Here is a 14,135-nt window from a genome sequence, read left to right on the forward strand (position 1 = left end):
GCCCACGCGAGAGACTCCTGCGATGCAGGAGGCAGTTGCCGAACTAGAGCGAATTCGCAAGGAGGAAATGCCCGCGATGAGGCTGGGAGACGCGACGCTTACCTACAACACCGATTGGAAGGCGGCCATCGAAGCCTACAACATGCTCGACATCGCCGAGGCGAGTTCGAAAGCCGCGCTCATGCGCGAGGAAAGCCGAGGCCACAGCTATCGTCCGGAATTCCCTCAGGAAGATCCAGCCAACTGGACGTGCAACATTGTCGCGAGGAACGTGAACGGCGAGATGAAGCTCGAAACCGTTCCCGTCGTCGAGCTCGACTAACCACGACCGCTCACGGACTCACAAGGAGGCGCTATGAAGATCAGCGTGCAAAAGTACAATCCCTCGGTTGACGCCGAGCCTTATTTCGGTACATACGAGATCGAGCACACCGAGCACATGACCCTGCTCGAGGCGCTGGTGGTCATCAACGACACCATCGAGCCTATCGCATTCGATTACAGCTGCCGCGGGCGCGTGTGCGGCCGTTGCGCCATGACGCTCAACGGCACACCGTGTCTCGCCTGCGTTACCCTGGTTGAGGATGCGGGCAAGAACGAAGTCACGCCACTCAAGCATTTTCCGGTGGTGCGCGACCTGATTGTCGACAAGACGAAGGTTACGGACAAAGTGAGCCGTATTCTCGCTCGTCAACGTGCGTTTGACCTAAACCTTGATGAGATTAAGGCTCCGGTCGACGCTGGTCTGTCCGAGAAGCTCGAGCCGCTCGAGTACTGCGCACGTTGCGGCGTGTGCACGGCGGCGTGCCCCGTTGTCGAGCAGAAGGGGTTTAAGTCCTATATCGGCCCAACTGGAATGATAGCCATTGCCAATCGTTTTTACGATCCTTACGATCAGGGGGATCGCGTTGTCCAAGCCGTGCAAAATGGCTTGTGGGAATGTATAGAGTGCGGTATGTGCGATACGGTGTGCAAGGCTCTTGAGATCGACCATTTGTCGGTTTGGAAGGATTTGCGCACCGCGGCCTCTGCCGAAGGGTTGAAGCCGGTCGGCATCTAAGGAGCGATCGGCAGCGTGGGGAAGGGTACTCTTTGAGAAAACCGTATGGGGATGCGGGAAGGGGGGTAGAGATGGGCGAGTGGGAGCCGAAGGGGATCCTCGACGATGAAGACGTGCGGATGCGGTTGCGGATCATGCACGCTGTAGACAAGTCTCTCGACCAGATCAAGGTGACCGACTTATGTGAAAAAATCGGTATATCTCGCCAAATGTTCTATCGGTACTTCGATAGCAAGTACAGTCTGCATTGGTGGTGGCCGATGCACGTCCACAAGTTTTACTTGATAGAGGTGGGCCGGACAATGGATTGGGAAACAGGCTATTTCCATCATCTAAAGCTGCTTTCGCTCGAGAGCGAATTCTTCAAGGTCGCAACGCAGTATACGCTCAACTTCCCAAGCCAGCGCAGTATCATGCCTCACTATCGCAAGTGCGCACTGCTCGAGACGCTGCAGGATTACAAGCATATAGCCCTTGATGACGATCTCATGTTTTGCCTGGACAGCTGGGTGAAAACCGAGACGGATATTCTGACTGAGTGGTATCGCCTGGACACGGTGCCCCCTCTGCAGGAAGCTGTCGAGAGGCTTGCGCGCGTAGCGCCGAAAATGCTGTACGATGCATTGTGCATGGATTGAGGTGTTGCCGGTGGACGTTCGGCCTCTTGTTAGGCCGGACGTCCACGAGGCGACAAGTATCGTCTTGGTGCTATCGAGTCGCGGCGGCCAGCTCTGCCAGCGCTTCGGGCGGGGTGTAAGCGCAGGTGCCGTCGCCGAGTGAGACGACTTCCACCGGGTCGCCCACGTTGATCGCGCCGCCTTCCAGCGCCACGAAGAAGATGCCCTCGCGCGGGAAGATGCAGTCGCCTGCCAGGTGGTAGATGGCGCACTTCGTGTGGCACACCTTGCCGATCTGCGATAGCTCCAACAGCACGTCCTCGCCGATGCGCACGCGCGTGCCCAGGGGCAGCGCTAACAGGTCGATGCCCTCGGTGGTGACGTTTTCGGCGAAGTCGCCCTCAACCACGTCGAGGCCGGTCGCGCGCGCTTTCTCGATGGATTCCCAAGCAAGCAGCGACACCTGGCGATGCCAATCGCCGGCATGTGCGTCGGTGTCCAGGCCCCGATGCGCGACGACGGTCGCGCCGCCTTCGCACGGCATCTTGCGCGTTCCCTTGCGCTTCGACACGTTGATCGAGCGGACTCGTCCGCGTGCGACGATCTGCTGCTTCCGTGCTTGCTCCATACCGCGGTTCCTCCCTAAAACCTAGCATAATAATGGGAAATATACTACTCGAACAAGAATAGAGAAGTCAAGCAATAAGCCGCGCTCTGAAGCGCGCTTCGGGAAGGCTGATCCGTCCGGGCGCAAAGCGGCCTAGTGGCCGCTTTGCGCCCGCGCAGCCCGCCGCCCTGGCTGCTCGGCGCTTTCCGTGAAATACGCCGCGCTGCCGTCCGTTTGCGGTATGCTGGTTGCCATCAGGCAGAACAGGGTGAAAGGGACCGGCGTGATCAACCGTTACACGCGCCCCGCGATGGGCGCCATCTGGGAGTTGGAAAACAAGTTCAACATCTGGAAGGAAATCGAGGTGCTGGCCTGCGAGGCGCAGGCCGAGCTGGGCAAGTCCGGCATCACGAAGGAGGAGGCCGCGTGGATCCGCGCGCATGCCGACTTCACCGTGGAGCGCATCGACGAGATCGAGAAGGTGACGAACCACGACGTCATCGCGTTCACCACGAACATGGCCGAGTACATCGACGCCGACGTGCCGGAAGGCACCGAGCCGCCCAGCCGTTGGGTGCACTACGGCATGACGTCGTCCGACCTGGGCGACACGGCGCTGTCCTACCAGATCACGCAGGCTATCGATATCATCCTGGAAGACATCAAGCAGCTGGGCGAGACGTGCAAGCGCCGTGCCTTCGAGTTCCAGGAGACGCTGTGCGTGGGCCGCACGCACGGCATCCACGCCGAGCCCATGACGTTCGGCATGAAGTTCGGCAGCTGGGCTTGGGCCCTCAAGCGCGCGCAGACGCGCATGGAGGAAGCCCGCAAGGTGGCCGCCACGGGCGCCATCAGCGGCGCGGTGGGCACGTACTCCAGCATCGACCCGTTCGTCGAGCAGTACGTGTGCGAGCGCCTGGGCCTTGCGGCCGACCCGCTGTCCACGCAGGTGCTGGCGCGCGACCGTCACGCGCAGGTGATGGCCGGCCTGGCTGTGACGGCTTCCACACTGGAGTCCATCGCCATGCAGGTGCGCCTGCTGCAGCAGTCCGACGTCATCGAGGCCGAGGAGCCGTTCGCGAAGGGGCAGAAGGGGAGCAGCGCCATGCCGCACAAGCGCAACCCCATCACGGCCGAGCGCGTCTGCGGCCTGGCCCGCACGGTCAAGAGCAACGCGCAGGTGGCCTTCGACAACGTGGCGCTGTGGTACGAGCGCGACATCAGCCACTCCGGTGCCGAGCGGGTCGCGCTGGCCGACAGCTTCATCGCGCTGGACTACATGTTCGGCAAGATGCAGTGGATGCTGGACGGCCTGCAAACCTATCCGGCCAAGATGGAGCACAACCTGTGGCGCACGAAGGGCCTCATCTTCAGCTCGAAGGTGCTGCTGGCCCTGGTGGACACCGGCATCAGCCGCGAGGACGCCTACGTCATCGTGCAACGCAACGCCATGAAGGTGTGGGAGGATATCCAGAACGCCGTGGACGGACCCACCTATCGCGAAAACCTCGAAGCCGACCCCGAGGCGAACCTCAGCGCCGAGGTGCTGGACGAGATCTTCGACCCTTGGGACTTCCTCACCCGTAAAGACGTGGTATTCGACCGCCTCAAGGAGCTGGAGTTCTAAAAGCTGCCGCCTACCTTACGTAGAGGCATCAGGAAGCCCCGTCCTGCGGGGCTTCCTGTTTTTGATGGGTGCGATATCTTTGTGCCGGCTTACGCAGATGGTCTGGGACGGAGAAGGCGTTTAAGCTGGTGTCCATACCCTTACGAGGCAGTACTTCCTGGCCTCGCCGTCGAGGGGCTTGTCGTCGATGTTTGTGTACGTGACCACGGCATCGCGCGAGCCGGTGGACGCCAGGTACTCGCCGTAATCGTCAGCGCCGCTTTTCACGTCGAAGGCGAACCAGTCGTTCGTGTCGAAGTTGATGCCCACGACTTGCGTGCGCGACTTCACCATGAGGTACGACCCGCACCAGGCAGGCGGCGCGGTAGGGTTGCGGCTGAAACGGAACCACGGCGCGTTGCTGTAGTCGCCGTTCGTCACGGCGCTGGCCGGGGTGTACGTGCCGATGCTGGCGATACCTCCGCCGTACTGGTAGCCGGCATCGAACGAGAACATGAACCCGGTGTTGCCGTAGCCGGCTTCCAGCGGTTTCATGGACGTGGGCAGCGCCATGGTGTCCAGCGCTTCGCCCGTGTTGGCATCCACGCGCACGAGCTGGTAGTGGATGGACGAGGTGTCCGTGCGCGGCGTGATGACCACGGAGTCGCCGGTGGCGTAGGGAGCCGTCGCCATGCGGCCGATCGAGGTCCACAGCGTCTCGATGTCGTTCGCTCCCATGGTGGCGCGCTTGAACAGCGACGGCTCGGTTTTCTTCGGACCGCTCGCTTTCGGCAACACCTGCCAGAATGCGCGGTTTCCCACGGCGGCGATGGTGGGCATCTCCCAATCGCCGTCGCCTTCTTCCACCAGCGCGGGATTGCCCAGAGCCGCACCATCGGTACGCGCGGTGTATATGCGCCAGACGCCGTCGAGGATGTCCGCCTCGGCCCAGATGAGACCCGAGGATGTGGCGCGCACGTCGTAGATTTCGAAGCCTTCGTCGGATCCGACGGCCTGCTCCAGCACCACGGTGGAGTTTCCCGAGCTCAGCGAAAGCAGCGCCACCTGGGTCAGCGGCTTGCCGGTGTCGGTGGGCAAGAGGCATGCGGCCAAATCGTCGTCGTTCGCCCAGACGAGCGAGCCGTACGGCAGCTCGTAATTCCCCACCTGGTTCATGAGCGTCGTTGGATCTTCCGCCTGGACGAACGTGTTGGTGAACTCGTCGGACGCAGACGACAGCACCGCGTCTTCGGGCACCTTGAGCACTACGAGGTTGTCATCTGGGTCGTTCTTCGTCTGCTCGATTACGACGGATGCGCCGCCGCCCACGGCCGCCAAAGCGCCCACGCCCAACGCTCCGTACAGGAAGTGGCGGCGGGTGAGCAGAACCTCGCCTCCGTTCGGCGTGGGAACGCGAACGCCGTTGCCGCCGGCGTTGCCGTTAGAGGTGCCGCGCGGAGCGGGGGACGATGGGGAGGGCGATGCGGAGGACGAGCGGCGATGCGCGCCGACCGAGCCCATGGCGCTGGCGCTGCCGTACCCCGCCACGTTGCCGACGTCTGCGGAGCCCCCGCGACGACCGCTGCCGCCGTGTGCTCCGCCGTATCCGGCGACGTTTCCCACATGCCCACCGCGCGCGTTCGGTTTTCCGCCGGCGTACAGCGCGCCTCCCCGGGAGGCTGCGCGCCTGTTCGCAAGGCGTTTCTTAGCAACGGTCGGTTTCGCGTGATTCGCGTGTGTTGATCTGCGGGTTACCATGGTGTTTATTGTGTCATTTCACGCACAGGTTAAAGCGCCCTTCGGTCTAATTGCTACAATAAACGCAAACACGACCAATACGCTCGGAACTGGTCCGCGTAGGGAACGCGGGCGCGCATTGTCCGAGATGTCAGCGAGCTTGAGGAGTGATCCATGAGCAACGAAACACGACGCATCCTTTTGGTTGAAGACGAAAAGGCCATCCGCGACGCCGTGACGGCCTATCTTGAACGCGAGAATTACTGGGTGACGGCGGTCGGCGACGGCCAGGAGGCGCTCGAGGAGTTCTCGAAGCACCACTTCGATCTTGTCATCCTCGACCTCATGCTGCCCCGCGTGCCGGGCGAGCGCGTCTGCCGCGCCATCCGCGACAACTCCGACGTGCCCATTATCATGCTCACCGCTAAGGGCGAGGTGGAAGACCGCATCATCGGTCTGGAGCTGGGCGCCGACGACTACCTGGTGAAGCCGTTCAGCCCCCGCGAGCTGGTTGCTCGCGCCCGCGCGCTTCTGCGCCGCGTGCACGCCGATTCCGAGCCGCAGCGCGAAGTGCTGGAGTTCGGCGAGCTCACCATCGACGTGTCGGGGCACAAAGTGCTGGTCAACAACGAGGAGATCGATCTCACCGCCAGCGAGTTCAAGCTGCTCACCACGCTGTCCCGCTACCCGGGTCGCGTGTACTCGCGCATGGAGCTGGTGGAGAAGGTGCTGGGCTACGACTTCGAGGGCTACGAGCGCACCATCGACTCGCATGTGAAGAACCTGCGCGCGAAGATCGGCGACAACCCGCGCAGCCCGAAGTGGCTGCACACCGTTCACGGCGTGGGCTACCGCTTCGAGGATCCCACGAAAGTTGCGCAGTAAACCGACGTGCGAGACGCAAGCGAACAGGCTGCATCGCCAGCCTCCGATGCGCAAGAAACCGCATCGCACACCCCGGTCGTCGAGCGTTTGACGGTCGAAGCCGATACGGGCACCACGGGGCCCATCGTCGTGCCGCACGAGAGCGACGGCAAAAAGCGCCGCGGCATCCGTTTCGGCTGGGACAACCTGACGTACACCACGCGCGTCACGGCCGCGTTCGCCTTCATCGCGGCCATGACCGCGCTTGTGGCCATCGGCGTGCTGTCGTTCGTGTGGGAGCAGCACTTCCAGACGTATACGCAGGCCAACATCTATAAACTCGCCGAATCCACGGCCGAGCAGATCGCGGAGATCTACTCGGATACGGGCACGCTCGACAACGTCGGCATCGCGACGGTTGCGGGCTATGCGGCAAAGCTGAACGGCGTGGGCGTCAAGATCTTCGACAACCAAACCGGCAGCGTCGTGTACGATTCCACGATTCCGCCCAGCGAAAACGGAAATGATATGCCGGGCAAGGACTACAGTCGAGGATCGCTCGCGCCTCCTCCCGGAGACAGCGACCAGCTGGCCATCGCCCCCATCATCACCGACAACGTCGCCGTCGGATCCGTCCACATGTGGGTGTACGGCTCCGAGGCGCTGCTCAGTCAGACCGACGAGGAATTCCGTAACAACTCGTACCAGGCCATGGTGTTCGCGACGGCGCTCGCCATCGTGCTGGCATCATGCATCGGCTTCTTGTTCGCGCGTACGCTGGTCAGCCCCATCAACCGCATGACCACCACGGCGAAGGCCATCAAGGAAGGCGACCTGTCGGCCCGCACCGAGCTGCACGGCGAGGACGAGATCGCGCACCTGGGCGAGACGTTCGACGCGATGGCCGACTCCATCGAGCGCGACCGCGAGCTGGAGCGCCGTCTGACCACCGACGTGGCGCATGAGCTGCGTACGCCGCTGATGGCCATCCAATCCACTGTGGAAGCGATGGTGGACGGCGTGTTCGAGGCCGACGAGGAGCGCCTGGAAACCGTGAACTCCGAGGTGCAGCGCCTCAGCCGCCTGGTAGACGCCATCTTGAAGCTTTCGCGTTTGGAGAGCCGCTCTACGCCTATGAAGAAGGAAGTGGTCAATGTGGGCGAGCTGATCGCCGGCATCGTGGCCACGCACGAGGCGTTCGTAGCCGATTCTGGCCTCACGCTGAAGTACGAGATGGAGCAAGGCGTGCGCGTGCTAGGCGACGCGGACATGATTCGCCAGGCAACCGCCAACCTCATCTCGAACGCGGTTCGTTACACGTCCGAAGGGGGCTTGGTTACCGTGCGCGTGAAGCGCGGCGACATCATGGCGTCCATCAGCGTGCAGGACACGGGCATCGGCCTCACGCCCGACGAGGCGAAGATGGTGTTCTCGCGCTTCTGGCGCGCCGACGCGGGACGCACGCGCGAGAGCGGCGGCCTGGGCATCGGCTTGTCCGTGGTGAAGGAGATCGTCGAGCGCCACAACGGCTGGGTGCAGGTGGAAGGCCGCAAGGGAGAGGGCGCATGCTTCACCATTCACATCCCGCTGTACCAGGGCGACGAGCAGCAGCGCGGGCAGAAATCGCAAAAATCGCGTGGGAAGTCGCGTAAAGACCAGAAATAGACGATAATAGGGCGCGCCGACGGAGAAGGGGAGCGCCGGGTGCCGCAGAGCGGCGTTTCGAGAGAGCAACGAAAGGACCAGCATGACCGGAATCGACATCAAGCCTGATGCACAAGGGAAAGTCCGCGATCTGTACGATCTGGGCGACAAGCTGCTGCTTGTGGCGACGGACCGCATCTCGGCGTTCGATTACATCCTGGAAGACGAGATCCCCCACAAGGGCGCGGTGCTCACGCAGCTGTCGTGCTTCTGGTTCGAGCTTCTGGACGGCGTGGTGGAGAACCATCTCATCTCCTCCGACGTGGCCGACCTGCCCGAGCAGTTCCAGCCGTACGCCGACTACCTGCGCGGCCGCTTCATGCTGGTGAAGAAGGCCGACATGTTCCCCGCCGAGTGCATTGTGCGCGGCTACCTGGCCGGAAGCGGCCTCAAAGAGTACCAGAAGCAGGGCACTGTGTGCGGCATCCAGCTGCCCGAGGGCCTGGTGAACTCGTCGAAGCTTCCCGAGCCCATCTTCACGCCCTCGACGAAGGCCGAGATCGGCGACCACGACGAGAACATCAGCTACGAGCGCCTCGTGGAGATCATCGGCGAGGACGACGCTTCGCAGCTGCGCGACCTTGCGCTGAAGGTATACACCACGGCGCGCGACCACGCGGCCGAGCGCGGCGTGATCATCGCCGACACGAAGTTCGAGTTCGGCCGCCTGAACGGCCAGATCATCCTGGCCGACGAGGTGCTGACGCCCGATTCGTCCCGCTTCTGGCCGGGCGATGAGTACGCCGAGGGCAAGGACCAGCCCAGCTTCGACAAGCAGTTCGTGCGCGACTGGCTGAACGCCAACTGGGATCGTCAGGGCAACCCGCCCCGCCTGCCCCAGGACATCATCGACCGCACCAGCGAGAAGTACATCCAGGCCTACGAGAAGATCACGGGTAGAACTTTCGTTCCGTTTGCCTAACGGCAACCGGAACTTCTCGACGCTGCGAGGCGTTGAGGCGTCCGGCCTTGCCGCTCCAAGCTTCGCTCACGTGCAAAAGCACGCTTCGCAAAGCTTTCACGACAATTCCGGGCACCTCAACGCCTCTCGCTGACTTTGACGGACCTGCGAGGTTCGAGGCAATCAACAAGGAGCAATAACCCATGTCCCAGCGTAACCCTATGAACGACCGGTACCAGACCGACGAGCATCGCGGCCAGACGCGCAAGAGCGCGGCCACCATGAAGCCGAAGACGAAGGCGGCTTCGTCGGTGCGCATCCAGCCCACCGTGAAGACGAAGCAGCAGAAGAAGGCTGACAAGAAGGCCGCACGAGCGAAGCAGACCGAGATCGATCGGCAGTACTACAACCCGCCCACGCCGGAATACAAGCGTCTTCGCAAAATCTGGTGGGGTCTTTTGATCGGCGCCATCGTGATGACGGCTATGTCGTGGTTCGGCCGCGCCTTCCTGCCCGAGGTGGGAACCTATGTGGTGCTGGGCCTGGCCTATGTGTGCATCATCGGCGCCTTATACGTGGACTTCTCGAAAATCCGCAAGGTGCGACGCGCCTATCAGGAAGAGATGATGTCCAAAAAAACCAAGGAGATGCGCGCAGCAGAAAAGCAGCAGAAGGCCGCGCAGCGCGCCGCCAAGCAGAAGGTGGAGGAGGCTCCGGCCGTGGAGGAGGCGCCTAAGAAGCGCGGCCTGTTCGGCAACGGGTTCCGCCTGCCGAAGAAGCAGGAGGCCGAGCCGATGGAGGCGAAAACTTCCGACAAGGATTCGACGAAGTAAGGTGGGGACCATGGTTTCTCGTGTCTACGTGGAGAAGAAGCCCGGCTTCGACGGGGAGGCGAAGCAGCTGAAAGAGGAGCTGCGCAGCCTGCTGGGCGTCGGCGCGCTTGAGAATCTCCGCATGGTGAATCGCTACGACGTGGAGGGGATCTCGGACGAGCTGTTCGCTCAGTGCGTGCCCACCGTGTTCAGCGAGCCGCAGTCCGACATCGCGACGCTGGAGATGCCCGAGGCGAACGGGGTGGCGGTGTTCGCCGTGGAGTACCTTCCCGGCCAGTTCGACCAGCGCGCCGATTCTGCAAGCGAATGCATCCAGCTGATCAGCCAGGGCGAGCGCCCCGAGGTGCGCAGCGCGAAGGTGTACATGCTGGAGGGCGCGCTGTCCGACGAGGACGTCGCCGCCATCAAGCACTACGTGATCAACCCCATCGAAGCGCGCGAGGCGTCGCTTGATGTGCGCGAGACGCTGCACCTGGAACAGCCCGTGCCGGGCATGGTGGAGACGGTGGACGGGTTCCTGGAGCTGGACGAGGCGGGCCTGGCGGCGTTCATCGCCGACCGCGGCCTGGCCATGGACCTGGCCGACATCGCGTTCTGCCAGCAGTACTTCGCCGAAGAGGGGCGCAACCCCACCATCACCGAAATCAAGATGATCGACACGTACTGGTCCGATCACTGCCGCCACACCACGTTCGGCACCGTGCTGGACAACGTGGCAGTGGAGGACGAGGCCGTGCAGGCCGCGTTCGAGAAGTACCTTGAGATGCGCCACGAGCTGGGCCGCGACGAGAAGCCGGTGTGCCTCATGGACATGGGCACCATCGGCGCGCGCTGGCTGAAGGCGAAGGGCGTGCTGACCGGCCTCGACGAGTCCGAGGAGATCAACGCCTGCACCGTGAAGTGCAAGGTGGACGTGGACGGCGAAGAGCAGGACTGGCTGTACCTGTTCAAGAACGAGACGCACAACCATCCTACCGAAATCGAGCCGTTCGGCGGCGCAGCCACCTGCGTGGGCGGCGCCATCCGCGACCCCTTGTCGGGCCGCAGCTACGTCTACCAGGCCATGCGCGTGACGGGCGCGGCCGACCCGCTGGTTCCCGTGAGCGAGACGCTGCCGGGCAAGCTGCCGCAGCGCAAGCTGGTGACCACCGCGGCCGCGGGCTACTCTTCGTACGGCAACCAGATCGGCTTGGCAACCGGCCAGGTGAACGAGCTGTACCATCCCGGCTACGCCGCGAAGCGCATGGAGATCGGCGCCGTGGTGGGCGCCACGCCGGCCGACCACGTGCGTCGCGAGACGCCCGCTCCGGGCGACGTGGTGGTGCTGCTGGGCGGCCGCACGGGCCGCGACGGCATCGGCGGCGCCACGGGCTCCTCGAAGGCGCACAAGCTGGAATCGCTCGAGAGCTGCGGCGCCGAGGTGCAGAAGGGCAACGCGCCCGTGGAGCGCAAGATCCAGCGCCTGTTCCGTCGGGGCGACGCCTGCAAGCTGATCAAGCGCTGCAACGACTTCGGCGCGGGCGGCGTGTCCGTGGCCATCGGCGAGCTGGCCGACGGCCTGTTCATCGACCTCAACAAGGTGCCGAAGAAGTACGACGGCCTTGACGGCACCGAGCTGGCCATCTCCGAGAGCCAGGAGCGCATGGCCGTTGCCCTGGCGGCCGAGGACGTGGACGAGTTCATCGGCTACGCGCACGAGGAGAACCTCGAAGCAACCCCCATCGCCACGGTGACGGAGGAGGCGCGCGTGCGCATGGAGTGGAACGGCGCCGTCATCGTGGACGTGAGCCGCGACTTCCTCAACAGCAACGGCGCGGCGAAGCACCAGGACGTGCGCGTGCTGCCGGGTGGAACGTACGAGCGCACCTGGGCGGGCGACACGCTGGCCGAGCGCATGAACGCGCTGGTCACCGACTTGAACGTGTGCTCGAACAAGGGCCTGTCCGAGCGCTTCGACTCCACCATCGGCGCGGGCACGGTGCTCATGCCGTTCGGCGGGTCGCGCCAGCTGACGCCGGCGATGGCCATGGTGGCGAAGCTGCCCGTGTTCGGCGAGACCACCACGGTCAGCGGCATGGCCTGGGGCTTCAACCCCTACCTCACCGAGGCGAACCAGTTCACCGGCTCGTACATCGCCGTGGTGGAGAGCGTGGCGCGCCTCGTGGCCGCCGGCTTCTTCCACAAGGACATGTACCTGACGTTCCAGGAGTACTTCGAGAAGCTGCGCGACGAGCCCGAGCGCTGGGGCAAGCCCGCCGCCGCCGTGCTGGGCGCGCTGATGGCGCAGGTGGACCTGGGTATCGGCTCCATCGGCGGCAAGGACTCCATGTCGGGCAGTTTCGAGCAGCTGGACGTGCCGCCCACGCTGGTGTCGTTCGCCACGGCCATCGGCTCGGTGGATCGCGCGACGTCGCCCGAGTTCAAGCAGGCGGGCAGCCGCGTGGTGCGCATCGCGCCCGCGTCGTACGACGGTGTCACGCCCGACGCCGCCGGCTTGGTGGAGGCGTTCGAGCTGGTGGAGCGCTTGATCGGCGACGGTGCGGCGCTGGCCGTGTCCACGCCGGGATACGGCGCGACGGCTGAGGCTCTGTTCAAGATGAGCGTGGGCAACGGCATCGGCGTGAAGCTGACTGATTCGGTGACGGCCGACGAGCTGTTCGCCCCGTCGTACGGCAGCTTCCTCGTGGAGCTGGCTCCGTGCGTGGAGCTGCCGCATGCGTCCGACGTCGTGCGCGTGGACGAGGTGGGCGAGACGACCGAGGCCTACGAGTTCGCCGCCTGCGGCGAGGTCATCGACCTGGTCGGGTTGCAGGAAGCGTGGGAGGGCCACCTCGAGTCGGTGTTCCCGTACCGCGCCGAGGGCGATGCCGTGGAAACGGTGTCCTTCACCAGTGCCGCGCCGCTGGTGTACAACGGCACCATCGCGCGCCCGCGCGTCATCATCCCCGTGTTCCCGGGCAACAACTGCGAGTACGATTCGGCGCGCGCCTTCGAGCAGGCGGGAGCTGTGGCCGAGACGCTCATCATCAACAATCTGACCCCCGACAAGGTGGCCGAGAGCACCGAGGCGCTGGTGAAGGCCATCGAGAACAGCCAGATCATCATGATCCCCGGCGGGTTCTCCGGCGGCGACGAGCCCGACGGCTCGGCCAAGTTCATCACGGCGTTCTTCCGCGCTCCGGCCGTCACCGAAGCGGTGCGCGACCTGCTGCAGAACCGCGACGGCCTCATGCTGGGCATCTGCAACGGTTTCCAGGCGCTCGTGAAGTTGGGTCTCGTGCCGTTCGGCGACATCCGCCCCATGGACGAGGAGTGCCCCACGCTCACGTTCAACACCATCGGTCGTCATCAGAGCCGTCTGGTGCGCACGCGCGTGGCATCGAACCTGTCGCCGTGGCTGAGCCGCTGCGAGGTGGGCGACATCCATACGGTGCCCGTGAGCCACGGCGAGGGCCGCTTCGTCGCGTCGCCCGAGCTGGCGGCCCAGTTGGCTGCGAACGGCCAGATCGCCACGCAGTACGTGGACGAGCAGGGCGTGCCGTCGATGAGCCTTGACGTGAACCCGAACGGATCGGTACTGGCCATCGAGGGCATCACCAGCCCCGACGGCCGCATCCTCGGCAAGATGGGCCACAGCGAGCGCCGCGGCTACGGTCTGTACCAGAACGTCCCCGGCGACCGCTACCAGCAGCTGTTCGAGGGCGGCGTGGGTTACTTCACGGACTAGGGGCTTCTCGCATCAAGTTTTCTCGCGCGGCGCATCTTCGGGTGCGCCGCGCTTGCTATACTGGTTGAAAAAGGCCTCGCGGAAAGGCGGCTTCATGAAGATACTGGGTTTGGGTGTTCCGGAAATGCTCATCATGCTGATGTTGCTGGTGCCCGTCGCACTCGTGGTCGCGCTCATCGTGGTGTTGGCGAAGCGCGCCGGCAGCCAACAGCCTTTGCCCGATGAGCGCCAGCGCGCGAGCGCGCTTGCCTACCAGCGTCTTTCGCAGCTTGACGACCTGTATAAACGCGGCGCCATCACCGAAGAAGAGTACGCGTTGAAAAAGCAGGAGTGTATGCGCGATCTGTAAGCCTGATCGGAAAGGCGGCTCTCATGGGGTTCATGGATGGGTTCGAGCGCGGGTTGTCTGGCAATTACCGTTACGAGATCGCGGGGAAGGCGGTGGTCTGCTCGCATTGCGGCGGCGAGGAATTCGATGA

At 63.8% G+C, this 14,135-nt stretch carries 11 protein-coding genes and 1 pseudogene; 10 read left to right on the forward strand and 2 right to left on the reverse strand.

Annotated elements, in window-relative coordinates; all coding sequences use genetic code 11:
- The 3 genes and pseudogenes from ACMO6A_RS14720 to ACMO6A_RS14730 form a co-directional block, all read left to right on the forward strand.
- A pseudogene (locus ACMO6A_RS14720) lies at positions 1 to 322 on the forward strand (succinate dehydrogenase/fumarate reductase flavoprotein subunit); the annotation flags it as partial.
- Between the two features lie 33 nt (positions 323 to 355).
- Positions 356 to 1,060 carry a succinate dehydrogenase/fumarate reductase iron-sulfur subunit gene (locus tag ACMO6A_RS14725; RefSeq protein ID WP_009607943.1) on the forward strand — a complete coding sequence of 235 codons (705 nt, stop codon included), beginning with the start codon at positions 356 to 358 and terminating at the stop codon, positions 1,058 to 1,060.
- 71 nt (positions 1,061 to 1,131) lie between these two features.
- The gene (locus tag ACMO6A_RS14730) at positions 1,132 to 1,698 is read left to right on the forward strand and encodes a TetR/AcrR family transcriptional regulator (protein ID WP_195471409.1); all 567 of its coding nucleotides are present in this window, start codon (positions 1,132 to 1,134) and stop codon (positions 1,696 to 1,698) included.
- A 70-nt stretch (positions 1,699 to 1,768) separates the two neighbouring features.
- Here the strand turns inward: ACMO6A_RS14730 and ACMO6A_RS14735 are convergent, their stop codons facing one another.
- Positions 1,769 to 2,305, reverse strand: coding sequence for an MOSC domain-containing protein (locus ACMO6A_RS14735; protein ID WP_015759897.1), 537 nt, complete (start codon positions 2,303 to 2,305; stop codon positions 1,769 to 1,771).
- A 262-nt stretch (positions 2,306 to 2,567) separates the two neighbouring features.
- On the opposite strand from ACMO6A_RS14735, the gene purB reads away from it, so the two are divergent.
- Positions 2,568 to 3,911 carry an adenylosuccinate lyase gene (gene purB, locus ACMO6A_RS14740; protein WP_009305828.1) on the forward strand — a complete coding sequence of 448 codons (1,344 nt, stop codon included), beginning with the start codon at positions 2,568 to 2,570 and terminating at the stop codon, positions 3,909 to 3,911.
- 120 nt (positions 3,912 to 4,031) lie between these two features.
- On the opposite strand, the gene ACMO6A_RS14745 is transcribed toward purB, so the two are convergent.
- Positions 4,032 to 5,513, reverse strand: a complete 1,482-nt coding sequence (locus tag ACMO6A_RS14745; protein ID WP_015759899.1) for a twin-arginine translocation signal domain-containing protein — start codon at positions 5,511 to 5,513, stop codon at positions 4,032 to 4,034.
- Between the two features lie 288 nt (positions 5,514 to 5,801).
- Here ACMO6A_RS14745 and ACMO6A_RS14750 point away from each other — a divergent pair, with 288 nt between their 5' ends.
- The 6 genes from ACMO6A_RS14750 (at position 5,802) to ACMO6A_RS14775 (ending at position 14,005) form a co-directional block, all read left to right on the forward strand.
- The gene (locus tag ACMO6A_RS14750) at positions 5,802 to 6,512 is read left to right on the forward strand and encodes a response regulator transcription factor (protein WP_009305830.1); all 711 of its coding nucleotides are present in this window, start codon (positions 5,802 to 5,804) and stop codon (positions 6,510 to 6,512) included.
- Between the two features lie 6 nt (positions 6,513 to 6,518).
- The gene (locus tag ACMO6A_RS14755; RefSeq protein ID WP_009305831.1) at positions 6,519 to 8,156 is read left to right on the forward strand and encodes a sensor histidine kinase; all 1,638 of its coding nucleotides are present in this window, start codon (positions 6,519 to 6,521) and stop codon (positions 8,154 to 8,156) included.
- Positions 8,157 to 8,238: 82 nt separating this feature from the next.
- Positions 8,239 to 9,117 carry a phosphoribosylaminoimidazolesuccinocarboxamide synthase gene (locus ACMO6A_RS14760; RefSeq protein WP_009607933.1) on the forward strand — a complete coding sequence of 293 codons (879 nt, stop codon included), beginning with the start codon at positions 8,239 to 8,241 and terminating at the stop codon, positions 9,115 to 9,117.
- A gap of 182 nt (positions 9,118 to 9,299) precedes the next feature.
- Positions 9,300 to 9,929 carry a hypothetical protein gene (locus ACMO6A_RS14765; RefSeq protein WP_009608199.1) on the forward strand — a complete coding sequence of 210 codons (630 nt, stop codon included), beginning with the start codon at positions 9,300 to 9,302 and terminating at the stop codon, positions 9,927 to 9,929.
- A gap of 10 nt (positions 9,930 to 9,939) precedes the next feature.
- A complete protein-coding gene (locus ACMO6A_RS14770) occupies positions 9,940 to 13,656 on the forward strand; it encodes a phosphoribosylformylglycinamidine synthase (RefSeq protein WP_015759901.1) in 3,717 nt (1,238 codons plus the stop codon).
- 94 nt (positions 13,657 to 13,750) lie between these two features.
- On the forward strand, positions 13,751 to 14,005 hold the full coding sequence (locus ACMO6A_RS14775) for an SHOCT domain-containing protein (protein ID WP_009305835.1): 255 nt from the start codon (positions 13,751 to 13,753) through the stop codon (positions 14,003 to 14,005).
- The last annotated feature ends 130 nt before the right edge of the window (positions 14,006 to 14,135 follow it).

The sequence above is a fragment of the Eggerthella sp. genome (assembly GCF_048329335.1).
GTDB lineage: Bacteria > Actinomycetota > Coriobacteriia > Coriobacteriales > Eggerthellaceae > Eggerthella > Eggerthella lenta.